This is a genomic window from Streptomyces sp. SN-593, from assembly GCF_016756395.1.
GTDB lineage: Bacteria > Actinomycetota > Actinomycetes > Streptomycetales > Streptomycetaceae > Actinacidiphila > Actinacidiphila reveromycinica.
In genome coordinates, this window is record NZ_AP018365.1 from 1,094,073 (window position 1) to 1,116,125 (window position 22,053).

At 75.0% G+C, this 22,053-nt stretch carries 19 protein-coding genes and 2 pseudogenes; 6 read left to right on the forward strand and 15 right to left on the reverse strand.

The annotated features are described in order from the left end of the window. Window positions 1-80: 80 nt before the first annotated feature. Both RVR_RS04590 and RVR_RS04595 read right to left on the reverse strand, forming a co-directional pair. A complete protein-coding gene (locus RVR_RS04590) occupies window positions 81-1,085 on the reverse strand; it encodes a DUF2510 domain-containing protein (protein WP_202232612.1) in 1,005 nt (334 codons plus the stop codon). A gap of 58 nt (window positions 1,086-1,143) precedes the next feature. Next, window positions 1,144-2,031 carry a helical backbone metal receptor gene (locus RVR_RS04595; RefSeq protein WP_237404568.1) on the reverse strand — a complete coding sequence of 296 codons (888 nt, stop codon included), beginning with the start codon at window positions 2,029-2,031 and terminating at the stop codon, window positions 1,144-1,146. 96 nt (window positions 2,032-2,127) lie between these two features. On the opposite strand from RVR_RS04595, the gene RVR_RS04600 reads away from it, so the two are divergent. Next, window positions 2,128-3,027: a 5'-3' exonuclease gene (locus tag RVR_RS04600; protein WP_202238384.1), complete on the forward strand. Its 900-nt coding sequence runs from the start codon at window positions 2,128-2,130 to the stop codon at window positions 3,025-3,027. 13 nt (window positions 3,028-3,040) lie between these two features. Here RVR_RS04600 and RVR_RS04605 read toward each other — a convergent pair whose 3' ends face one another. After that, a complete protein-coding gene (locus RVR_RS04605; RefSeq protein WP_202232613.1) occupies window positions 3,041-4,495 on the reverse strand; it encodes an MFS transporter in 1,455 nt (484 codons plus the stop codon). Between the two features lie 122 nt (window positions 4,496-4,617). On the opposite strand from RVR_RS04605, the gene RVR_RS04610 reads away from it, so the two are divergent. Beyond that, window positions 4,618-5,214 (forward strand): winged helix-turn-helix transcriptional regulator, encoded by a 597-nt coding sequence (locus RVR_RS04610; RefSeq protein ID WP_237404569.1) that lies wholly within the window; start codon window positions 4,618-4,620, stop codon window positions 5,212-5,214. An 87-nt stretch (window positions 5,215-5,301) separates the two neighbouring features. On the opposite strand, the gene RVR_RS04615 is transcribed toward RVR_RS04610, so the two are convergent. After that, window positions 5,302-7,134, reverse strand: a complete 1,833-nt coding sequence (locus RVR_RS04615) for a 2-isopropylmalate synthase (protein WP_202238386.1) — start codon at window positions 7,132-7,134, stop codon at window positions 5,302-5,304. A 342-nt stretch (window positions 7,135-7,476) separates the two neighbouring features. Between RVR_RS04615 and RVR_RS04620 the strand changes: the two are divergent. From RVR_RS04620 to RVR_RS04635, 4 genes and pseudogenes are all read left to right on the forward strand, one after another. Next, window positions 7,477-7,881: pseudogene (locus tag RVR_RS04620) on the forward strand (FadR/GntR family transcriptional regulator); the annotation flags it as partial. A 372-nt stretch (window positions 7,882-8,253) separates the two neighbouring features. Next, window positions 8,254-8,592: pseudogene (locus RVR_RS39060) on the forward strand (FCD domain-containing protein); the annotation flags it as partial. Next, window positions 8,589-9,248 carry an alpha-ketoglutarate-dependent dioxygenase AlkB family protein gene (locus RVR_RS04630; RefSeq protein ID WP_202232614.1) on the forward strand — a complete coding sequence of 220 codons (660 nt, stop codon included), beginning with the start codon at window positions 8,589-8,591 and terminating at the stop codon, window positions 9,246-9,248. The pseudogene RVR_RS39060 and the gene RVR_RS04630, both read left to right, overlap by 4 nt. Before the next feature lie 162 nt (window positions 9,249-9,410). Further along, window positions 9,411-10,262 carry a siderophore-interacting protein gene (locus RVR_RS04635; protein ID WP_202232615.1) on the forward strand — a complete coding sequence of 284 codons (852 nt, stop codon included), beginning with the start codon at window positions 9,411-9,413 and terminating at the stop codon, window positions 10,260-10,262. A 142-nt stretch (window positions 10,263-10,404) separates the two neighbouring features. On the opposite strand, the gene RVR_RS04640 is transcribed toward RVR_RS04635, so the two are convergent. The 11 genes from RVR_RS04640 to tatA all read right to left on the reverse strand — a co-directional run bounded on the left by RVR_RS04640 (window position 10,405) and on the right by tatA (window position 21,927). Then, window positions 10,405-11,610 (reverse strand): NAD(P)/FAD-dependent oxidoreductase, encoded by a 1,206-nt coding sequence (locus RVR_RS04640; RefSeq protein WP_202232616.1) that lies wholly within the window; start codon window positions 11,608-11,610, stop codon window positions 10,405-10,407. Continuing rightward, entirely contained in the window at window positions 11,607-11,801 is a 195-nt protein-coding gene (locus tag RVR_RS04645) for a ferredoxin (RefSeq protein WP_202238388.1), read from the reverse strand. The genes RVR_RS04640 and RVR_RS04645 overlap by 4 nt, the downstream gene beginning before the upstream one ends. A gap of 41 nt (window positions 11,802-11,842) precedes the next feature. Further along, window positions 11,843-13,084: a cytochrome P450 gene (locus RVR_RS04650; RefSeq protein ID WP_202232617.1), complete on the reverse strand. Its 1,242-nt coding sequence runs from the start codon at window positions 13,082-13,084 to the stop codon at window positions 11,843-11,845. A gap of 111 nt (window positions 13,085-13,195) precedes the next feature. Then, window positions 13,196-13,813, reverse strand: a complete 618-nt coding sequence (locus RVR_RS04655; protein WP_202232618.1) for a TetR/AcrR family transcriptional regulator — start codon at window positions 13,811-13,813, stop codon at window positions 13,196-13,198. A 171-nt stretch (window positions 13,814-13,984) separates the two neighbouring features. Continuing rightward, the gene (locus RVR_RS04660; RefSeq protein WP_237404570.1) at window positions 13,985-14,665 is read right to left on the reverse strand and encodes a hypothetical protein; all 681 of its coding nucleotides are present in this window, start codon (window positions 14,663-14,665) and stop codon (window positions 13,985-13,987) included. A gap of 32 nt (window positions 14,666-14,697) precedes the next feature. Further along, the gene (locus RVR_RS04665; RefSeq protein WP_202232620.1) at window positions 14,698-14,838 is read right to left on the reverse strand and encodes a hypothetical protein; all 141 of its coding nucleotides are present in this window, start codon (window positions 14,836-14,838) and stop codon (window positions 14,698-14,700) included. Window positions 14,839-14,982: 144 nt separating this feature from the next. Continuing rightward, entirely contained in the window at window positions 14,983-16,233 is a 1,251-nt protein-coding gene (locus tag RVR_RS04670; RefSeq protein ID WP_202232621.1) for an acyltransferase family protein, read from the reverse strand. 289 nt (window positions 16,234-16,522) lie between these two features. After that, the gene (locus RVR_RS04675) at window positions 16,523-19,342 is read right to left on the reverse strand and encodes a DEAD/DEAH box helicase (RefSeq protein ID WP_202232622.1); all 2,820 of its coding nucleotides are present in this window, start codon (window positions 19,340-19,342) and stop codon (window positions 16,523-16,525) included. Between the two features lie 132 nt (window positions 19,343-19,474). Further along, window positions 19,475-20,386 carry a diacylglycerol kinase gene (locus RVR_RS04680; RefSeq protein WP_202232623.1) on the reverse strand — a complete coding sequence of 304 codons (912 nt, stop codon included), beginning with the start codon at window positions 20,384-20,386 and terminating at the stop codon, window positions 19,475-19,477. A 205-nt stretch (window positions 20,387-20,591) separates the two neighbouring features. After that, the gene (gene tatC / locus RVR_RS04685) at window positions 20,592-21,539 is read right to left on the reverse strand and encodes a twin-arginine translocase subunit TatC (RefSeq protein ID WP_202232624.1); all 948 of its coding nucleotides are present in this window, start codon (window positions 21,537-21,539) and stop codon (window positions 20,592-20,594) included. A 112-nt stretch (window positions 21,540-21,651) separates the two neighbouring features. Beyond that, entirely contained in the window at window positions 21,652-21,927 is a 276-nt protein-coding gene (gene tatA / locus RVR_RS04690; protein ID WP_202232625.1) for a Sec-independent protein translocase subunit TatA, read from the reverse strand. Window positions 21,928-22,053: the final 126 nt, after the last annotated feature.

Sequence of the window (22,053 nt, forward strand, 5' to 3'; positions counted from 1 at the left end):
CGGGCGCGTCCCCGCGCGGGTGCGGGGGGACGCGCCGGCCAGGGGGGCGGGTGGAAGGTCGAGGGGCCGGGCCGGCCGGCTCAGACGCCGGTGCCGCCCGTGCTGCCGCTGGACGATCCGGTGCTGTCGGCCTTGATGCCGTCGGTGATCTGGTCGATGACGTCCTGCCCGGGCGCCTTGGCGGAGATGTCGAACCCGAAGCGGACGATGACGATCTGGCTGCTCTTGCCCGGTGCGGGGAAGGCCAGCGACTCGACGTACCCGTCGGTGCCGGACTTGGTGGCGACCTTCCAGCGGACCAGGTAGCCCTTCTGCCCGGCGACCGTGACCGCCTTGGACTGGAGCTCCTGGTGCGAGGTCGTCGCGCCGTAGGTGTCCGAGCTGTAGGCGGTGGAGGCGTTGCCGGAGATGTCCTGCTTGGCGGCGGCCTCCGCGGTGGTCGCGGTGACCTTCAGTTCCTTGGCGGGCTCGGAGTACGCGCCGCCGAGCGAGCACGCCTGGTCGCCGCTGGTGTCGTTGGGGCAGTCGTAGCTGCCGGTCGAGATGCTGGCGCTGCCGTCCTGCGCGGTGCCGCCGGTCCAGCCGTCGGGTACCGGCAGGCTGATGCCGTCGAGGAGGTCGACGGCGGGGCCGCCGGTGGAGGGGGCGCCGGGCGCGTCCGGGTCGCTCGGGTCGTCCGGGTTCTGCGACTGCGGGGCCTGCGGCTGGCCGGAACGCTGCGGCAGCGTGGCGGTCGGCCCGGGGCCGTTCTTGCTCGCGCTGTCGTCCCCGTTGTTGTTGCCGACGGCGACGACCGCGGCCACGATGCCGCCGATGACGACGAGGGCGACGCCGATGGCTATCGCCACGGTGCGCGTACGCCGGCTGCCGCCGCCCGGCGAGCCTATGACGTCGCCCGAGGGGTACGGCGCGTACGCGGGCGGTCCGCCGTAGGGCTGCTGCCCGTTGACCGGAGCCCCGGCCGGCACGGGCGCCGTCCTGGTGTACTCCGTCCACGCGGTCCCGTCCCACCAGCGTTCCATGGCCGGGCCGTTGCCTGTGTGCCCGGGCTCCTGGTACCAGCCGGGCGGGGTCGTCGTCGTCACGGGCGTCACCTTATGACCCCAGGATGAGAATCCTGTAAGGACGGGGGTCACATCCCGGTCACGCCCCGCGGGCCGGCCCCGCCGGGCGGGTGCGCGCGGATCGCAGCGCCGCCCCGAGGACCGCGGGCGCCTCGACGAGCGAGGGGCCGTACCAGGTCAGGTGCCGGCCGCTGACGAGCGCGGCGGGCAGGGCGGGGAACGCCTCGGGGCCGTCGTCCGCGGTGAAGCGGTAGGGCTCGTCGGGCAGCACCACGAGGTCGGCCGGGGGCAGGGCCGACGGGTCGAAGCGGGGGTAGCGCTCGGCGTGGCCGGCGAGGACGTGGTCGACGCCGAGGCGGGCGAGCAGGTCGCCGGCGAACGTGTCGCGGCCGAGCGCCATCCAGGGGCGCCGCCAGACCGGCACGATCGCGCGGCGCCGGGCCGCGGTGCGGACGGCGTCCGCGGCCCCGCCGCGGCGAGCGGTTCCGGGGCCCGTGCCGGAGCCGGCCCCGGCACCGGGGCCCGTGCTCCCGCCGGGTCCGGCGTCCGCGGACGTCTCGGCCCGCCGCGCCAGGCCCCACGCGGACCGTGCCGCGTCCAGCCAGCCGGGGCGGGGCAGTCCGCACCCGTCGACCAGCACCCGGTGCAGTTCGGTGAACGCCTGCGGCAGCGAGCGGACCTCGGTGACCAGCACCCGCAGCCCGGCCGCGCGCAGCTCCGCCAGGTCGGGCGCGCGGTTCTCCTCCTCGTTGGCGATCACCAGGTCGGGGGCGAGGGCGGCGACCGCCCGTGGGTCGGGGTTCTTCGTGCCGCCGATCCGCACCACGTCCAGGCCGGCCGGGTGGGTGCACCAGTCGGTGGCGCCGACGAGCAGGCCGGGCGCGCTGCGGGCGACCGCCTCGGTCAGCGACGGCACCAGGGACACCACCCGCCGTACCGGCGGTCGGACGGACTCGTGTGCGGTCACCGTCCCACGGTACGGCCGGCTGTCGGTGGGGCGTGCGATGCTGACCGCGTGACCAACGTGAAGCCCGGCGACGGCGACCGTACCTCCGGGGAACTGCTGCTGCTCGACACCGCGAGCCTGTACTTCCGCGCGTACTTCGGGGTGCCGGAGTCGGTGCGCGCGCCGGACGGCACACCGGTCAACGCGGTGCGCGGGCTGATCGACTTCGTCGCCCGGCTGGTGGCCGACCACTCCCCCGCCGCGCTGGTGGCGTGCATGGACGCGGACTGGCGGCCGCAATGGCGGGTCGATCTCATCCCCTCGTACAAGGCGCACCGCGTCGCCGACGAGGAGGCGGGCAGCGAGGAGGTCCCGGACACGCTCTCCCCGCAGGTCCCGGTGATCGAGGCGGTGCTCGACGCGGTCGGCATCGCCCGGGTCGGCGTGCCCGGTTACGAGGCGGACGACGTGATCGGCACCCTCGCCACCGCCTCCGCGGCGCCCGTGGCCATCGTCACCGGCGACCGCGACCTCTTCCAACTCGTCGACGACCGGCGCGGGGTGCGTGTGCTCTACCCCCGCAAGGGCGTCGGGGACTGCGACGTGGTCGACGGCGAGGCGATCGAGACGCGGTACGGCGTGCGCGCGGAGCAGTACGCCGACTTCGCCGCGCTGCGGGGCGACCCGAGCGACGGGCTGCCCGGGGTGAAGGGGATCGGCGAGAAGACGGCCGCCGAACTGGTCACCCTCTACGGCGACCTGGCGGGCGTGCGGGCCGCGGCCGGCGAGCCCTTCTCCAAGCTCACCCCGGCCCGCCGCCGCAACATCCTCGCGGCCTCGGACTACCTGGACGTCGCCCCCCGGGTGGTCCGCGTCGCGACGGACGTCCCGCTGCCGCCGTTCGACCCGGCCCTGCCGGGCGGCCCCGCCGACCCGGCGGCCTTCGCCGCCCTGTCCGACCGCTGGGGCCTGAACTCGCCGCTGTCCCGGCTGTCCGCGGCCCTCGGCTGGACCTGACGGCCGGCCGGCGTCAGCGGCGGGCCCACCGGCCGGGCTCGGCGAGGAGGACGCCGCCCGACGCGAGGCCGACGGCGCCCAGCACCCACCACACGTGGTGGTACGCGGACACCAGCGCCGTGGGCGCGGGGGTGCCCAGCAGCGCCACGAAGAGGCTCACCCCGAGCACCGCCCCGAGCTGCCGGAAGCTCGCGCTGATCGCCGATCCCACGGCGAACCGGGCCGGCGGCAACTGCGCCACCGCGGCGCCCGACTGCACGGGCAGCGTGCACCCGATCGCGACACCGGTCCCCACCGACAGCGGCAGCCAGTGCGTGAGCCACTGCGGCTGCTCCCCGACCGCGAGCGCGAAGCCCGCCAGCGTGGCACCCCAGACCACCGCGCCGGCCAGCAGCACCGGGCGCGGCCCGATCCGCCCGGCCAGCTTGCTGGACTGCCGGGCGAGGAGGGTGACGACGACCGGGCCCGGCGCGTTCGCGAGGGCGGCGCGCAGCACCGAGTAGTGCCATCCGGTCTGGAGGAAGACGATGTTGGCCAGCAGCATCCCGTAGAACGCGGTGGAGAACAGCAGCGACGCCGCGTTGACCAGGCGGAACTGCCGGACCCGGAAGAGCGACAGGTCCATGACGGGCTGCGCGGCGCGCGCGGTGCGCAGCAGGAACACCGGCAGCAGCGCCGCGGCCAGGACGAACGACCCGACCACCCGGGCGTCGGACCACCCCCACGACGAGCCCTCGATGATGCCGAGGCTCAGCAGCGCGGGTACCGCGGCGACCAGCAGCACACCGACCGGGTCGGGCAGGCCGTGCGCGCCGGGGTCGCGGGACTCGCGCAGCATCCGCCGGGCGAGCAGCGCGATCACCGCGCAGATCGGCACGTTGACCAGGAAGATCCAGCGCCAGGAGGCGTACTGGGTGAGCAGCGCGCCGAGCGTGGGTCCGAGCGCGGCCGCCGCGGCGCCCATCGCGCCCCAGGTCCCGACGGCGACGCTGCGCCGCGCGGGCGGGAACTCCGGCAGGACCAGCGCGAGCGACGTCGGCACCACCAGCGCGGCGAAGACCGCCTGGAGCGCGCGGCCCGCGTCGAGCACGCCGGGGTCGGGCGCGGCCCCGCACAGCGCGCTCATCGCGGCGAAGCCCGCCAGCCCGGTCAGGAACATCCGCTTGCGGCCGTAGCGGTCGGCCACCCGTCCGGCCGGGATGAGCATGGCGGCGAAGACCAGGCTGTAGGCGTTGAGCACCCACGCCAGGTGGTCGGTCGTGGTGTCGAAACTGCGGCTGATCGTCTCGAAGGCGACGTTCACGATCGTGGTGTCGAGGAACACCACGAACACGCCGAAGCTGCCGAGCGCCAGCACGCGCAGCGCGTGGCGGCGCGCGGCCGGCGACGGCGGGTCGTCCGCGCCGGCGGCCGCGGGCGGGCCGGGCGGCGCGGTCTCGGGGGTGGGCGGGGTCCCGGAAACGGTCATGACGGGCCTCACGGGGGACGGGCGAGGGTCTCGCGGCGAGTGTGTTGTGATATCCAACCGACTCCGAAGGACGCTAGCAGCAGTCGGTAGGAAAGGACAACCGACCCGGTTACAGTGGGTTCATGGACACGCGAACGGAATCCGCGCCGGCGCGGGCGGACGAGCCGGCGGACGGTCGGACGAAGGCCCCCTCCGCGGACGGACCGGCGACGGCGCGGACGGACGGATCGGGGCACGGAGCGGGGGCGGGGCGGGCGATGGTGGACATGGCCGGGGCCCCGCTCGGGGTCCGCCCCTGCTCCATGGCCGCCGCGCTCGACGTCCTCGGCGAGCGCTGGTCCCTGCTGGCGGTGCGCGAGATGGCGTACGGCGTGCACCGGTTCGCGCGCATCGCGGCCTTCACCGGGGCGTCGCGGGACATCCTGGCCGACCGCCTGCGGAAGCTGGAGGCCGCGGGCGTGGTCGAGCGGCGCCGCTACAGCGAGCACCCGCCGCGGTACGAGTACCACCTCACCGCGGCGGGACGGGAGCTGTTCCCGGTGATGGTCTCCCTGCTGCGGTGGGGCGACCGCTGGGCGGTGGACACCCCGGCGGTGGACGTACGGCACACCTGCGGTCGCGTGGTGGACGCCGAGTTGCGGTGCGCGCACTGCGGCGAGCCGGTCACGCGGGAGTCGCTGGCCCTGTCGCCGCACCGGGACGAGGACGCACGGGCGTGAGGGCGGGGCGCCCGGCCTGCCCCACCCCGGTGCGGGCCGGCCGCGGGGGGCGGCCGGCCCGCACAGGCTGTCGGCTCCGACCGGCCGTCACGAACGGTCGGCGCGGGCCCGGTTGACGGCCGACAGCACGGAGCGGACCGAGGCGGTCAGGACGGAGGTGTCCTGCCCGGCGCCCCACCAGCCGTCCTCGCCCGACCTGATGCGGACGTAGGCGACCGCGGGGCTGTCGGGGCCGGGGCCGGTGGCGTGCTCGGCGTAGTGCTCGATGTGCACCGGGACCCCGGCGGTGGCGAGCGCCCCGGCCAGCGCGGACAGCGGCCCGTTGCCGGTGCCCGTGATCGTGCGACCGCCGCCGTCCCGGCCCCCGGCGCCGTCCCCCGGGCCGCGCAGGATGCCGGTGAACTCGTGCCGGCCCGGGGCGGCCTCGACCGCGCGCCAGCCGGTCAGCGTGAGCGGGCCGCGGTCGGCGGGCGCCAGGTAGGCGGCGTCGAACAGGTCCCACAGCGCCTTCGCGGTGATCTCCTCGCCGCTGTCGTCGGCCGCGGCCTGCACGATCCGGGAGAAGTCCGCGCGCAGGGCCGGCGGCAGGTCCAGGCCGTACCGGTCCTTGAGCAGGTAGGCGATCCCGCCCTTGCCCGACTGGCTGTTGACGCGGATCACCGCTTCGTAGTCGCGGCCGAGGTCGGCCGGGTCGATCGGCAGGTACGGCACGTCCCACGGCGCCCGGGCCGCCGGCACGCCCAACTCGGCGGCGCGGCGGGCGTGGTGCTCGAAGCCCTTCTTGATCGCGTCCTGGTGGGTGCCGGAGTAGGCGGTGTGCACCAGGTCGCCGACGTAGGGGTGGCGGCCGGGCACCGGCAGGCGGTTGCAGTGCTCGACGGTGGCGCGGATCGCGTCGATGTCGGAGAAGTCCAGCATCGGGTCGACGCCCTGGGTGTGCAGGTTCAGCGCGAGGGTGACCAGGTCCACGTTGCCGGTGCGCTCGCCGTTGCCGAACAGGCAGCCCTCGACGCGCTGCGCCCCGGCCAGCAGGGCGAGTTCGGCGCAGGCCACACCGGTGCCGCGGTCGTTGTGCGGGTGCACCGACAGGATCACCGCGTCCCGGCGGTCGAGGTGGCGGTGCATGTACTCGATCTGGTCGGCGTAGACGTTGGGCGTGGCGATCTCCACGGTGGCCGGCAGGTTGTGGACCACCGGCCGGTCCGGGGAGGCGTCCCACAGCGCGGTCAGGCCGTTGCACACCTCCAGGACGAAGTCGGGCTCGGTGAGGTTGAAGACCTCCGGCGAGAACTGGAAGCGCACGCCGGGCGCCCGGTCGGCGAGCCGGGCCATCAGGGTCGCCGCCTCCTCGACCAGTGACCGCAGCTCGGCCCGCTCCCGGCGGATCACGACCTCGCGCCAGACCGGCGCGGTCGCGGTGTACAGGTGCACCACCGCGCGCGGCAGGCCGGCGATCGAGGCGAAGGTGCGCTCGATCAGGTCGGCCCGGGCCGCGGTGAAGACCACCGCGGTCACGTCGTCGGGCACCGCGCCGGAGTCGGCGAGGTGGCGGACGAAGTCGAAGTCGGCGCGGCTGGCCGAGGGGTAGCCGACCTCGATCTCCTTGAAGCCCATGGCGACCTGGACGTCGAACATCCGGCGCTTGCGGGCGGGGTCCATCGGTTCGGCGAGTGCCTGGTTGCCGTCCCGCAGGTCCACCGGGACCCACAGCGGCGCCCGCTCGATCTGCCGGGAGGGCCACTGCCGGCCCTCGGGATTCGTCCGTACCTCGACGCGCTCCCGCGCCGGGCGGTAGCGGTGGAAGGGCATCGCGCTGCCGCGCTGCGGGTTCCACCAGGGGGCGCCGGCGGGGACCGGGCCGGCCGGGGTGCGCAGGGCGGGTGCGGCCGCGGGTACGGCCATGGCCGCGGACGCGGTCATGGCGCCGGGCGCGGCGGGGCCGGTTCCGTCGCCGGCGGAGGTGTCGGCAGATCGGGGCGCGGGGTGCGGGTCGCCCGGGCGGGCGCCGCCGCGCGGGTGGTCTGCGGAGTGCGTGGTCATGGTGGGGCCGTTCCGTTCGTGGTCGCCGGTGTTCGACCGGCAGCACCGAACCCCGCGGCGGGGTGCCGGTCCCTCAGGCCCCGCCGCGGCGGCCGAGGAGAAGGCTCCGCTGCGTCATGGGCGCCACCCTAGCCACCTCTCAGGTCCTCAGACAAGCTGAGCGGTCGCGGCAGCCGATAGAGTCGGCGCACACGAGGGCGGACGACGAGGTGGGAGACGGCGATGACGCTCGGTTCGCTGCGGCCCAGCCCGCTGGTGGAGCAGGCCGCGGAGCGGTTGCGGGAGCAGATCACCGGCGGGCAGTGGCCGGTCGGCACGAAGCTGCCCGGCGAGACCACGCTCGCCACGCTGCTGGGCGTGGGCCGCTCGACCGTGCGCGAGGCGCTGCGGGCGCTGGCCGGGGCGGGGATGGTGCGGACCCGCCAGGGCGCGGGCGTCTTCGTCATCGCCGACCGTCCGGTGCAGGACTGGCCGGCGAGGCTGCGGCGGGCCGCCCTGGCCGACGTGTACGAGGTGCGGGTGCTGATGGAGGTCCAGGCGGCCCGGCTGGCGGCGGCCCGGCGCACCCCCGAGGACGTGGCGGCGCTGCGCGCGGCGCTCGCGGCGCGGACGGTGGCCGCGACGGCGGCGGGCCTGCGCGGGGCGCGCCCCGCAGGCGAGGTCCCGGGCCCGGCCGCGGCCGGCGGATCGGCACCCCCCGCCGCCGGCGGCCTCCAGGCCCCGACCCCGAGCGGACGCTCGGCGCCCTCGTCCGCCTCCGACGTCCCCGGCCCGGCCGCGGCCGACGTCCCGGCGCCGTCCGCCGCCGGCCTTCCCGGTCCCGCCGCCGCCGGCCTTCCCGGTCCCGCCGGCGGCCTCCCGGCCCCCGCGCCCGGGGGCGCCGCGGGGCGCTCGGCGGCGGAAGGCGGCGCCGCCCCCACCGCGGTCGTCCGCTCCCGGGCCGGCGAGGACGCCGGAGTCCTGGGGCCCCGCGACGTCTCCGGCCTCCGCGCGGAGCGCGCGCACGGCGGCACGGCCTCCGCCGCCGCCCGGGCCGCCTTCGTCGACGCGGACATCGCGCTGCACACCGCCGTCGTCGCCGCCGCGTACAACCCGGTGCTCACCGACCTGTTCGCCGAGTTCACACCGGTGCTCCGGGAGAACGTGCTCGCGCTGCTGGACCTGATGGACGTGCGCACCCACGACGAGGAGCACGGCGAGGCCGCCCACGCCGCCCTGGTGGAGGCGATCGCCGAAGGGGACGCCGACCTCGCCGCGCGCGTGCTGCGCGACGAACTTGCCACCACCCAGGCCCACTTGGCGGACCGCCACGCACCGGTCGGGGACGAACCGTCGTGAACGCGCTGCTTCCGCGCCCCCGCAGCAGCCCCGCGCCCGGCGCGGTCCACGTGCCCGGCTGGCTCGACCTGGACCGGCAGCGCGAACTGGTCGCCGCCTGCCGGGAGTGGGCGAGGGGGCCGGTCCCGATGCGGCACACCCGGCTGCCGCGCGGCGGTGTGATGTCCGTGCAAAGCGTCTGCGTCGGCTGGCACTGGCGCCCGTACTCCTACTCGCGCACCGCGCTCGACGTGAACGGCGCGCGGGTCGCCGACTTCCCCTCCTGGCTGGCGGAGTTGGGCCGCGCGGCCGTCGCCGACGCCTACCGGGACCCGGCGGCCAGCGCCGCGTACGCGCCCGACACCGCGCTGGTCAACTTCTACGGCGCGGACGCCGTGATGGGCATGCACCAGGACCGGGACGAGCGCAGCGACGCGCCGGTGGTTTCCCTGAGCATCGGCGACACCTGCGTCTTCCGCTTCGGCAACACCCGTACCCGCACGAAGCCGTACACCGACGTGGAGCTGGAGTCCGGGGACCTCTTCGTCTTCGGCGGGGCGTCGCGCCACGCCTACCACGGCGTTCCCCGGGTCCGTCCCCGCACCGGCGACCCCGCGACCGGCCTGGCCGCCGGCCGGCTCAACCTCACGCTGCGCACGACCGGCCTGCCGGGCTGATCCCCCCGGGCCCCGCGCCGGGCGCGCCGGGCGCGGAGGGACGCGTGGGGGTCCGGCGGGAAGGGCCGACACCCGGCACAGGGCCATCGGTTAGGCTTACCTAAGTACACGAGGACACGGAGAGCCGAGCGCGCGAGACAGCGCGAGGAAGCGGGCGCACCGATGGCGGACCGACCGCAACGCAGGACCCCCACCCCGAAGCGCGCGACCGTGGTGCGCGGCGAGAGGATCACCCCGCACATGGTCCGGGTGGTGCTCGCCGTGGACCCGGCCGCCGCCCTCGACATCGGGGAGTACACCGACCACTACGTGAAGCTGCTCTTCCCCGCCGAGGGCGAGACCTTCCCCGAGCCGCTGGACATCGAGGCGATCCGCCGCGACCTGCCCCGCGAGCGCTGGCCGCGCACCCGGACGTACACCGTGCGGTCCTACGACGCGGCGACCCGCGAGATGACCGTGGACTTCGTGGTGCACGGCGACGAGGGCGTCGCCGGGCCGTGGGCGGCCGCGGCCAAGCCCGGCGAGGTGCTGTACTTCATGGGCCCGGGCGGCGCCTACGCCCCGGACCCGGCCGCCGACTGGCACCTGCTGGTCGGCGACGAGAGCGCGCTGCCCGCCGTCGCCGCCGCGCTCGACCGGCTGCCGGCCGACGCGACCGCGAGGGTCTTCGTCGAGGTCGCCGGCCCCGAGGAGCAGCAGGAGGTGCAGGCCGGCCCCGGCGTCGAGGTGGTGTGGCTGCACCGCGGGAGCGGGCAGGTCGGCGCCGCGCTGGTCGACGCCGTCACCGGACTCGACTTCCCGGCCGGCCGTGTGCACGCCTTCGTGCACGGCGAGGCGACGTTCGTCCGCGAGTTGCGGCGCCACCTGCGCCTGGACCGCGGCATCGGGCGGGAGGACCTGTCGATCTCCGGGTACTGGCGCCGCGGCAAGGACGAGGACGGCTGGCAGTCCTCCAAGCGCGAGTGGAACGCGGAGATCGAGCGCGAGCAGGAAGGCGCTCCCGCGGCCTCCTGACCCGTCCCGCCGACCGCGACGACCTGCGGGACGCCCCACCCGACGACCACCTCGGGCGGCGCCCACGGCGACGGCCCTGCCCCGGCACCGGCGTGCCCGGCAGGGCCGCGCTCGTTCGGCGGCCGCGCGGCGGACCCGCCCGTCACGGCACGGACAGGGCCTCCTCCCACGCGGTGCGGTCGGCCACCGCGGTCCGCCACCCGCGCAGGGTCCGCGGCGGTATGCCCGCACCCAGCACACCGGTCAGCCGCTCTCCGGTGCGGTAGGCGACGAGGAAGCGGCCGTCCGCGAGGTCGCCCTCGACCACCCGTGCCTGGCTGCTGCCGCGCAGCACGCCGTACGCCTGGAACTTCACGTCGTACTGGTCGGACCAGAAGTACGGGACCGGGGCGAAGGGCCTGGCCTCCCCCGGGTGCAGGAGGTTGCGGGCGGCGGCCATGCCCTGCTCGGCGGCGTTGGTGCGGTGCTCGATCCGCATCGGTGTGCCGAAGAGCGGGTTGGGCCAGCGCGCGACGTCCCCGGCGGCATAGACGCCGGGCGCGGCGGCGCAGTGCTCGTCGCACTCGATCCCGTCCGCCACGCGCAGGCCGCTGCCCCGCAGCCATTCGGTGTTGGGGGTCGAGCCGATCGCCACGAGCACGTCGTCGGCCGGCAGCCGGGTGCCGTCCGCCAGCCGTACCCCGGTCACCCGGCCGTCCGCCGCCACGATCTCCGCGACCGCCGTCCCGGTCCTCAGGTCCACCCCGCGGTCGCGGTGCGTGCGCGCCAGGTGGGCGCCCACCTGCTGCCCGACCAGGTGGGCGAGGGGTACCGGGGCCGGCTCGACGACGGTCACGGCGGCGCCGAGCGTCAGGGCGGCGGCGGCCACCTCGGTGCCGAGGAACCCCGCCCCCACCACGACCAGGCGCCGTCCGGGGCCCAGCCGCTCCCGCAGGGCGACGGCGTCCTCCAGGTCGCGCAGCACGTGGACCCCGTGGGTGCCGGCCGGCACCAGCCGCCGCGGGCGCACGCCGGTGGCCAGCACCAGGCCGTCGTAGGCGAGTTCGGCGCCGTCGGCGAGGGTGACGCTGCGCGCGGCCACCGACAGGGCCGCGGCCGGCACACCCAGGCGCAGGTCCACGTCGAGCGCGTCCAGGTCGGCCTGCCCGCGCAGGGCGGTGCGCTCGACCGGCCAACTGCCGCTGAGCACCTGCTTGGACAGCGGCGGCCGGTCGTACGGGAGGTGCTTCTCCGCGCCGACCAGGGTCAGGGAGCCGTCGTACCCGTCGCGGCGCAGGGTCTCGACCGCCGCCAGACCGGCGGCCGAGGCCCCGACGACCACCACCCGGCCGGGGTGGGCGCCCGTCACTCACTCACCAGCCGGATGGCCGCGGCGGGGCAGAGGGCGGCCGCCTCCTTCACGTCGTCGTGCCGGTCGGCGGCGGGCCGGTCGGTCAGGATCTCGACGATGCCGTCGTCGTCCTGGTCGAAGACGTCGGGCGCCGCCAGGACGCACTGCCCGGACGCCACGCACTTGGGCTGCTCCACCTCGACACGCATGTCGGCACTCATGGGAACCTCGCTTTCGAAGGGGACCGCTGCTACCAGGTGACGGGGAGTTCGTACACGCCGTAGACCAACCCGTCGTGCTTGTACTCCAGTCGGTCGGCGTCCACGGCCAGCCGCAGGGTCGGGATCCGGGAGTACAGGGTGCTGTAGACGACCTGCAGCTCGACCCGGGCCAGCGGCTGGCCGAGGCACTGGTGGACGCCGTAGCCGAACGCGACGTGGTGCCGGGCGTTGCGGGTGACGTCGAGCCGCTGCGGGTCGGGGAAGGCCCGCGGGTCGCGGTTGGCGACGTCGCCGGCCAGGATGACGCCGTCTCCGGCGCGGATCAGCCGGCCGTCGATCTCGATGTCCTCCAGGGCCACGCGGCGCCGCCCGGAGTGCGTGATGGTGAGGTAGCGCAGCAGTTCCTCCACCGCGCCCGCGACCACCTTCGGGTCGTCGGTGTCGCGCAGCAGGGCGAACTGGTCCGGGTGCTGGAGGAGCGCGACGGTGCCGAGCGCGATCATGTTCGCGGTCGTCTCGTGGCCGGCGCTGAGCAGCAGCACGCCCATCTGGGCGGCCTCGCGCCGCGTCATCTGCCCGGTGTCCACGCGCTGTCCGGCGAGCTTGGACAGCACGTCCTCGCCGGGCCGGGTCAGCTTGTCGCCCAGCAACTCGTCGAGGTAGTCGATGAGGGCGGTCTGCGCGGCGACGACCTCCTCCGTGGTGGAGGTGCGGCGGACGATGACCCGGGTGTTGCGCTGGAAGAAGTCGTGGTCGGCGTACGGCACGCCGAGCAGGTCGCAGATGACCAGGCTCGGCACCGGCGTCGCGAACGCCTCGACCAGGTCGACGGGTTTCGGACCGGCCAGGAGGCGGTCGATCAGGTCGTCGACGATGGCCTGCACGGCCGGGCGCAGGGCCTCGACGTTCCTGATCGCGAAGGGCCCGGTGACCATGCGCCGCAGCCGGGCGTGGTCGGGGTCGTCCATGGTGATGAAGGTCCGCCGGACCTGGTCGCTGACCCGGCCCGCCTCGCTGCGGTGCGGGTAGCCGGCGCGGGTGGTGTCGGAGCTGATCCGCGGGTCGCCGAGCAGGGCCCGCACCTGGTCGTAGCGGGTGACGATCCAGGGGGTGGTGCCGTCCCATATGCGCGCCCGGGCCAGGGGCTGTTCCTCCTCGTGCAGGGCCAGCAGCGCGGGCGGCGGGTCGAAGGGGCACCCGGTCGCGCGGGGCGCCGGGTATTCGAGGTCTTCGAGGTGTTCGGACGGTGCGACGGTCGAGGGCTCGGCCATACGTGCCTCCTCGGCAGGAGCGGCCACCCAACATCCCTAACGGCGTTAGGTGCCATGGCCAACGGTATCCACCCCGCGTGTCACATCAACACCACGCAGTCACCGCCGCCGCTATTCGGCCATCACGCGGTCGAACAGGTCGTCCGCCCGGCGCGCGATCCCCTCCCGGTCGGTCTCGAAGGGCAGCGCCATGGCGATGGCCACGATCCCGTGCAGCGCCGACCACAGCAGCAGCGCGTCCTTGCGGTCCCGCTCGGCGCACGGACGCGCGGTGCGGCAGGCGGCGACCGCGTCCTGCCAGGCGCCGTACAGCAGCCACACCGGGTGCTGCGGGGACTGCTCGCGCGGCGCCGTCACCCGCTCCAGGCCGAACATCAGCCGGTACCGGGTCGGGTTCTCCAGTGCGAAGCCGCAGTACCGCCGGGCCATGGCGCGCAGCGCGGGCAGCGGGCCGGCGCCCGCCTCCCGGTCCCAGGTGGCGCGCAGGTCGGCCAGCAGCGTCGCGTACGCCTCCTGCGTCACCGCCGCCACCAGGTCGGAACGGTCCTTGAAGTGCAGGTAGATGCTGGGCGCGGAGATCCCGACCTCCCGGGCGACCGCGCGCAGCGAGACCGCGTCCTCCCGGCCGGACGCCGCCAGCAGCCGCGCCGCCGCCGCCAGGATCTCCGCCTTCAGGACGGCGCCCTCCCCCCACTGGCTGGGCGTGCGCCGCTTGAACCCCTCCGCCATCCCCACTCCTTCTGCCGCCTCCCGCCCTGTCGAAGCTGACCGGAATACCCCGCCCCGGCACCCCGCCCCCTTGCGCCGCGCCCGGGACCGACCGTAGGGGCCCGCGCGGGCGGCCCGCCCGCCTTCGGACGCCCAACCCGGACGCCCACCCGGCACGCCGCCGGACCGGCCCTAGACCAGGAAGGCCGTGGACGGGCGGGGGCGCCGCGGCCGCAGCGACTGGGCCGCGGCACTGGTCGCGAGGAACAGCAGGGTGCCGACGAGCATGCACCAGAACCCGAAGTCCACGTGGACGGCGTAGGACATGTCGCGCCGCCCCGGGTCGGTGCCGCCGACGGCGAAGACGGTCAGGCGGGTCGGCACGGTCGCCCGGGTCACTTCGAGCAGGGCCCGGGCCTGTCCGGCGGATCGTGCCGGTCGAGCTCGCGGCGTCCGGTGCCGTGCATCGCAAGGCGGAGAACCGTCCTCGTACCGGGTCGTACGTGGAGGGTTCGACAACGCGGGGAGGTGCGGCGCCGGGCGTCGCGGGCCCGGCAGGATCCGCCGGACAGGCCCGAGAGCGCCGAGACCGATCAGGGCGCCCGGCAGGGCGCCCCGGGCCGGATCACCGCCCTCCTCCCGGCGGGCGCCGCGCCGCCAGTCCGACGGCGCGGGGACGCGCGACCACCCGCGCGCCGCACCGAGCCAGCGCGCGGCCTCGTAGATCATGAAGACCGGTCCGAGCACGCCCAGCCAGTCGAGCGAGAACGCGCCGTAGCCGTGGCCGGCGGTGCCGAGCGGCGCCCCCGCGGGCGGCACCGTGGTGTACCAGTGCGCGAAGAGGCCGAGCAGGGCGGCGGCCCCGCCCGCCACGAACCCCCACCCCCACCAGGGCGCCGGCCCGTTCACCGGGCGTCCCGCCCGCGGACGTCCGGGCGGGTGGACGGCGCCACCGTGCCGTCGGTCCCGACGCCGTGCACCAGGTCCACCCCGAGCGCCCGCGGGTGCTCCCCAAGCAGCGGACCGAGCCGCACTGTTGTGGCCATGGCGTCGAACCTACGCGAACGACGCGGGAGTTCGGGGACGATCCGCCGGAGTCGCCGGGCCCCGGCGGCCGGACTCCGCGCACGGGGCGTGACCGGTGCGGGAGTCGGGCCGCGAGGGGCGTGAGGGGCCGGCGTGCGGGGCCGCTACCCGGCCTGGCCGGGCACCGCGACCGGCGCGGTGACGAGCGGCTCCTGCGGCCGCTCTCCCCCGCCGCGTCCGCTCGGCTTGCCGCGGCGGCGCTGCTTGAGGCGCCGGCAGGGCTCCTCCACCAGGAAGTAGGACGCCAGCGCCATGATGAACGTGGCCAGCAGGGTGGACGGGAAGAGCATCCGCTGCACGCCCAGGTCGCTCAGCAGGTGCATGAGCGGGTAGTGCCACAGGTAGAGGCCGTAGCTGAGGTTGCGCCCGATCCACGCGACCGGAGCGACCGAGAACACCTTCGTCAGCGGTGAGGACGGCAGCAGTTCGAGCGCGGTGAGCAGGACCACCGCGAGCAGTGCGGTGACGAGGAACCCGACGGTGTACTCCGGCGCGATCCAGGCGCTGTTGCCGGTGATCTGGACCTGCCAGACCATCAGGCCCAGCAGCACGACGGCGGGCGCCCACAGCCGCGCCGCCCAGGTCCGCATGGTCTCCCGCCACGGGTCGTCCGGGGCGAGCCGGGCCAGCACGATCGCCAGCACCGCGCCGGCCAGGAGCTGGTCGGCGCGGGTGTCCGGGCCGTTGTAGATGCGGTGCGCGGCCCCCGAGCCCCACAGGTGGAAGCGCCAGAGCACCGGCAGCAGCGTCAGCACGACCGCGGCCACCAGCACCGTGCGGGCCTTGAGCCGGCGCAGCAGCAGGAGCAGCACCGGCGGCCACACCAGGTAGAACTGCTCCTCGACGCCGAGCGACCAGGTGTGGCCGAGCGGCGCGGTGACGCCGCTGTACGCGCCCGGCTGGGCCGCGCGGACCAGGTTCACCAGCGAGAACGCCGACAGCAGGGACGCCGAGACGCCGTGCCGGAAGGACTGCACCGGCGTGAAGCTGAGCAGCGCGGTCAGCACGCAGACCACCAGGAGCGCGGGCACCAGCCGCAGCCAGCGGCGCCGGTAGAACTGCCGCAGCCCGATGTCGCCGGTCCGGGCGAACTCCGCGATCAGCAGCCGCGTGATCACGAAGCCGCTGATCGTGTAGAAGATGTCCACCCCGATGGAACCGCCCGGCAGTATCTCCGGGTGGAAGTGGTAGACGATGACGAGCATCACGGCGAGCGTGCGCAGCCCGTCGATGCCGTCGACCCGTTTGCCGGGCACCCGGACGGCCGACGGGAACGGCTCGGCCTCCGGTCCTTCTCGTACCGCTTCTCGCTGGCCGTCGTGCTGCCGCGTGCTGGTGGGGGGTTGACTGCTCACGCAGGTACCGCTTCCCTGCTGTCGCTGATTGATGGCAAATGCATTCGCCTCAGCCAAGCAGTGTTTCGGTAAACGCCCGATAAAACGGAACCGGTCCCTCACACGATCCTCACAGCTCAGCGCCCGTCGGCGGGGCCGATCCGCAGGTCGCGGCGGGACCCCGGGAGGCTCCCGGAACCGCCGGACCACCGGGCGTGGCCAGGGAGTTGACCGGCCGGGGCCAGACCGCCGCGGTGCGCCGCCCCCGGGGAGGGCGACCACCGCGACCGTCAACACGGCGTGGCGAATTTCACCCCACCGAGGAGTACGCCACCACGCCCCGCAGCAACCCGTCGACCGCCTTGTGGGCGTTGCGCCGCACCGGGCTCCCCTCCGGTGCCGCGTTGCCGATCTGGCCGAGCACGTCGATGAGCTGCTTGCACCAGCGCACGAAGTCGCCGGCGGGCATGTCGGCGTCGGAGAGCACCGTGTCCAGGCCGTGCCCGGACGCCCACCGGTACGCCGGCCAGGCGAAGCCGAGGTCGGGCTCGCGCTGCCCGACCCCCTCGGTCTGGTTGATCCGGTGGTCCTCCTCCAGCGCGTCCAACCGCCCCCAGATCCGCACCATCTCGCCGAGCGCCGCCTTCGCGTTGCCGGTGGGCAGCTTCGGCATCACCGCGTCGTCGGACTGCCGGGACTCGTAGACCAGCGCCGAGGCGCACGCGGCCAGTTCGGCCGGGCCCAGCCCGTCCCACACCCCGTCCCGCAGGCATTCGCTGGCCAGCAGGTCGAGTTCGCCGTAGAGCCGGGCCAGCCGGCGTCCCTCGGGGGTGACGGTGTCGCCCTCCAGGTAGCCCAACTCGTCGAGCACCGAGCACACCCGGTCGAAGGTGCGCGCGATGGTGTTGGTCCGGCCGGCGATCCGCCGCTCCAACTGCTGGGTGTCGCGGCGCAGCCGGTGGTACCGCTCGGCCCACCGGGCGTGGTCCTCGCGGTCGGCGCAGCCGTGGCAGGGGTGCGCGCGGATCTCGGCGCGCAGCCGGGCGATCTCGGTGTCGTCGGCGGCCGCCGAGCGCTGCTTGCGGTGCCGGGCCGGCGCCGCCCAGCCGGCGGTGCCGGCCTTGGTGCGCATCGCCGAGGCGAGGTCGCGCCGGGACTGCGGGCTGCGCGCGTTGAACGACTTGGGGATGCGCATCCGGTCCAACGCCTCGACCGGCACCGGGAAGTCCATCTGGGCCAGCCGCTTGACCTGGCGCTCGGCGGTGAGCACCAGAGGGCGCGGCCCGTCGTGGTACTCCTCGCCGCGCCGGTGGCCGGCGGCCCGGCCGGCGGGCACCCCCGGGTCCAGCACCAGCGCGAGGCCGGCGTACTTCCCGGCCGGCACGTGGATGATGTCGCCCGGCTTCAGCTTCTCCAGCGCGTCCGAGGCGGCCGCGCGGCGCTGCACGGCCCCCTGCCGGGCCAGGTCGGCCTCGCGGTCCTTCAGCTCGCGGCGCAGCCGCATGTAGTCGCCGAAGTCGCCGAGGTGGCAGGTCATCGACTCCTGGTAGCCGTCGAGCCCTTCCTCGTTGCGCTGCACCTGCCGGGAGATGCCGACCACCGAGCGGTCCGCCTGGAACTGCGCGAACGACGTCTCCAGCAGTTCCCGCGAGCGGTGCCGGCCGAACTGGCCGACCAGGTTGACCGCCATGTTGTACGACGGCTTGAACGACGAGCGCAGCGGGTAGGTGCGGGTGCCGGCCAGGCCGGCCACGGCCGCCGGGTCGAAGCCGCGCTGCCACAGCACCACCGCGTGGCCCTCGACGTCGATGCCGCGCCGTCCGGCGCGCCCGGTGAGCTGCGTGTACTCGCCGGGGGTGATGTCGGCGTGGGTCTCGCCGTTCCACTTCACCAGCTTCTCCAGCACCACCGAGCGGGCCGGCATGTTGATGCCGAGCGCCAGCGTCTCGGTGGCGAACACCGCCTTGACCAGGCCCTTGACGAACAGCTCCTCGACCACCTCCTTGAAGGTGGGCAGCATGCCGGCGTGGTGGGCGGCGATGCCGCGCTCCAGGCCCTCCAGCCACTCGAAGTAGCCGAGCACGTGCAGGTCCTCGTCGGGGATGGCGCGGGTGCGCTCCTCCACGATGGACCGCACCCGCAGCCGGGCCTCGTCGTTGTTCAGCCGCAGGCCCGCGTAGAGGCACTGCTGGACGGCCGCCTCGCAGCCGGCCCGGCTGAAGATGAAGGTGATCGCGGGCAGCAGCCCCTCGTTGTCGAGCCGGTCGATCACCTCGGCCCGGCTCGGCGTCCAGATCCGGCTGCGGGCACGCCGCTCGCGCTCCCGGTCGGCCTCCCGGCCGCGCCGGCCGCGCGGGTAGGTGCGCTGGTTCTCCATCCGGGCCAGCCGTTCGAGGTCGGCGTTGACCTCGCGGCGCCCGCCGGGGTCGGCGGGCCCGGACTTCTCCTCGAACAGGTCGTACATCCGCCGCCCGGCCAGGACGTGCTGCCACAGCGGCACCGGCCGGTGCTCGGAGACGATCACCCGGGTGTCGCCGCGCACGGTGTCCAGCCAGTCGCCGAACTCCTCCGCGTTCGAGACCGTCGCGGACAGCGACACCAGCGTCACCGACTGCGGCAGGTGGATGATCACCTCCTCCCACACCGCGCCGCGGAAGCGGTCGGAGAGGTAGTGCACCTCGTCCATCACCACGTACCCGAGGCCGTCGAGCGCGGCGGAACCCGCGTAGAGCATGTTCCGCAGCACCTCGGTGGTCATGACGATGACGGGCGCGTCGCCGTTGACGCTGTTGTCACCGGTGAGCAGGCCGACCTTCTCGGCGCCGTAGCGTTTCGCCAGGTCGTTGTACTTCTGGTTGGACAGGGCCTTGATCGGCGTGGTGTAGAAGCACTTGCGGCCCTCGGCCAGGGCCAGGTGGACGGCGAACTCGCCGACGATGGTCTTCCCGGAGCCGGTGGGCGCGGCGACCAGGACGCCGCTGCCGCCCTCCAGGGCCCGGCAGGCGTCTATCTGGAACGGGTCGAGGCCGAACTCGTACAGCTCGCGGAACTGCGCGAGCGCGGTGGCGTTCTCTTCGGCGCGGCGACGGCTTGCGGCGTAGCGCTCGGCTGGCGACATCTCTTCGGTCATCTCCCGCACGAGCCTACCCGGGGCGGCCGACACCGTGCGTGACCTTTACCGCCCGGCTTCCCTTCCGCCGGCGGTACGGCCCCGGGTCGCGGCCCCGGGGCGGCGTCCGGGGCCGCGCACCGCGGGCGTGGTTCAGACCAGCAGCCGGAGGGCGCCGGGCACGGTGGCGGCGGTCAGCGGGAGCGGGCCGATCGGCTCACCGTCGGCGTACCCGGTGACGCCTTCGGCGCTCAGCCGCACGCGCGCGGCGCGGTGCACGGTGACCACCGGGTGGCCGGGGTGGGTGCCGCGGTAGACCCGGGGGAAGACCCGCAGCAGCGTGGTGCGGCTGCACGGCCCGACCACGCACACGTCGAAGAGCCCGTCGTCCATCCGCGCGTCCGTGCAGATCCGCATCCCGCCGCCGTAGGAGGAGCCGTTGCCGACCGCGACGAGGGTCGCCTCCAGCTCCCGTTCGTCGGTGTCGTCGAAGGCCACGGTGTAGCGGATCGGGCGCAGCGCGGCCAGCTCGGCGAGCATCGCCACGTCGTAGCGGAAGCGGCCGCCCGGGAAGCGCATCCGGTTGCCGCGGTCGTTGACCCGCGAGTCGAAGCCGGAGGCGAGCACGGTGCCGAACCAGCGGGGGGCGCCGGGGCCGCCGGGGCCGCCCTCGACCCGACCGAGGTCGAGCGACCGGGTGCGGCCCGCGGACAGCGCCGCCGCGACCACGGCGCCCGCGGCGGCGGGGTCGCGCACCGGCAGGCCGTTGACCCGGGCGAAGTCGTTGCCGGTGCCGACGGCGACGACGCCGAGCGGGGTGCCGGTGCCGGCGACCGCCTGGAGTGCCAGGGAGACCAGGCCGTCGCCCCCGACGGCCACGAGGGCGCGGGTGCCGCCGGCGACGGCGGCGCGTGCCCCGGCGAGCGCGTCGGCGGCGTCGGCCCCGACCACCTCGCGGACGTCGAAGCCGGCGGCGCGGAGGGCGCCGGCGGCGGGCCCGGCCGCGCGGGCACCCCGTCCGCGGCCGGCGGACGGGTTGACGAACAGGGTGATCTCGCTGGTCACCGGCGTGACGATATCCGCCCCCGGCCGACCAGCGGAAGATCCCCGCCACACCAACGCTTCCGGGTGCCCGCGGCCCGCCTCGTGCGCTGCGGAGGGACGCCTCCCCAGGGGCGCGGGAGGACTGCGCGACCAGCCCACCACCGGGCGGCAGCCGGGAACGCGGCGCGGGCCCTACGGCGGGAAGCGGTGCGACGGGGAAGCGGGATCAGGTCGCGTCGTCGTAGCCGTCGTCGGCGGCGCGGCGCTCCGCCTCCGCGTCGAACGCCTGCGCGTCGACCTGCTCCGGCACGTAGTCGAGGTTCGCCGCCTCGTCCGGGTCCAACCCGAAATCGGGGTCCGCCGCGCGGCGGCGGTCCCTGCGCCGGTCGTTGAAGAAGCAGACCGCCATCGCCAGGAAATACAGCAGCACGATCGGCGCGGCCAGCAGCGACATCGTCAGCGGGTCGCCGGTCGGCGTGGCGACCGCCGCGAAGACGGTGATGCCGACGACCATGCCGCGCCACCACCCCAGCATCCGGCGCCCGGTCACGATCCCGGTGAAGTTCAGCAGCACCAGCACGAGTGGCAGCTCGAACGCGAGGCCGAAGACGACGATCATCCGGGCCACCAGGTCCAGGAAGTCGTCCAGCGGCAGCAGGTTCGTGGTGTCGCTCGGCACGAACCCGATCATGATCCGCGCGGTCTGGGGCAGGATCGCGTAGGCCAGCACCGCGCCGGCCAGGAACAGCGGGACACCGGCGGCCACGAAGCCGAGGGTGTAGCGCTTCTCGTTCTTGTGCAGGCCGGGCGCGAGGAACGCCCAGAGCTGGTAGAGCCACACCGGGGAGGAGACGACCACGCCGGCCATCAGCGAGACCTTCAGCGCGATCGAGAAGCCGCCGAGCAGACCGCTGACGGTCATCTGCGCGCACGCCTCGGTGTGCGTCTTCTGGTCCGCCGAGGGCATCGCGCCGTTCACGCAGCGCACGGTGGACGGGATGCGGTGCTGGAGCAGCTCGATGATGTGCTTGTAGAACACCGCTGCCACGATCGTGACGACGAGGATCGCCAGGACCGACTTGAACAGCCTGTTGCGCAGCTCACGCAGATGGTCCGCGAGGGGCATCCGACCCTCGGGGTCCTTCGTCGCCTGCTTGCGGGCAGTCTTGAGCACCCACGTCCTCGTCTCGTGCGGCAGCCGCCACCGGAGCGACCGGTCCCGGCTTGGTCCTTCACCTGTCGCCGGTCGCCGCGGAGAACGGCCGGGCGCGGTTATCGGTCTCGGATCAGCTCTGGCTGGTGGTGCGCTCCGGCTCGCTCACCGGGCGGGCGCTGGCGGTGTCGCCCGGGGCGGACTGGATGGTGCGGGCCGCGGTCTGCGGCGCGGTGGAACCCTCGGCCGGCGACGCGCCCTCGCTCTTCATCGCCTTGGCCTCGCTCTTGAGGATGCGGGCGGACTTGCCGACCGAGCGCGCCAGGTCGGGAAGCTTCTTCGCACCGAACAACACGACGATGACGGCGACGATGAGGAGGATTTCCAGGGGCTTGAGGTTGCTGAGCATTAAGGTCCACCTTGTCACCTTGGCGGCGTGGTCCGTGCGTCCACGGTACTGAGCCGGGCGGGTGCCCGAAGCCGGTGCCGCGCAGTGATCGTAGCGCGCGACTGCGGACGTCGGAGTGTGCCGCCG

What these genes read in the sequence shown, in the direction of transcription:
- RVR_RS04605 (WP_202232613.1), bottom strand. Translation starts at nt 4,495, where the DNA reads ATGACCGTTTCCGGGACCCCGCCCACCCCCGAGACCGCGCCGCCCGGC.
- RVR_RS04610 (WP_237404569.1), top strand. Translation starts at nt 4,618, where the DNA reads ATGGACACGCGAACGGAATCCGCGCCGGCGCGGGCGGACGAGCCGGCG.
- RVR_RS04615 (WP_202238386.1), bottom strand. Translation starts at nt 7,134, where the DNA reads ATGACCGCGTCCGCGGCCATGGCCGTACCCGCGGCCGCACCCGCCCTG.
- RVR_RS04635 (WP_202232615.1), top strand. Translation starts at nt 9,411, where the DNA reads ATGGCGGACCGACCGCAACGCAGGACCCCCACCCCGAAGCGCGCGACC.
- RVR_RS04645 (WP_202238388.1), bottom strand. Translation starts at nt 11,801, where the DNA reads ATGCGTGTCGAGGTGGAGCAGCCCAAGTGCGTGGCGTCCGGGCAGTGC.
- RVR_RS04650 (WP_202232617.1), bottom strand. Translation starts at nt 13,084, where the DNA reads ATGGCCGAGCCCTCGACCGTCGCACCGTCCGAACACCTCGAAGACCTC.
- RVR_RS04655 (WP_202232618.1), bottom strand. Translation starts at nt 13,813, where the DNA reads ATGGCGGAGGGGTTCAAGCGGCGCACGCCCAGCCAGTGGGGGGAGGGC.
- RVR_RS04665 (WP_202232620.1), bottom strand. Translation starts at nt 14,838, where the DNA reads ATGGCCACAACAGTGCGGCTCGGTCCGCTGCTTGGGGAGCACCCGCGG.
- RVR_RS04675 (WP_202232622.1), bottom strand. Translation starts at nt 19,342, where the DNA reads ATGACCGAAGAGATGTCGCCAGCCGAGCGCTACGCCGCAAGCCGTCGC.
- tatA (WP_202232625.1), bottom strand. Translation starts at nt 21,927, where the DNA reads ATGCTCAGCAACCTCAAGCCCCTGGAAATCCTCCTCATCGTCGCCGTC.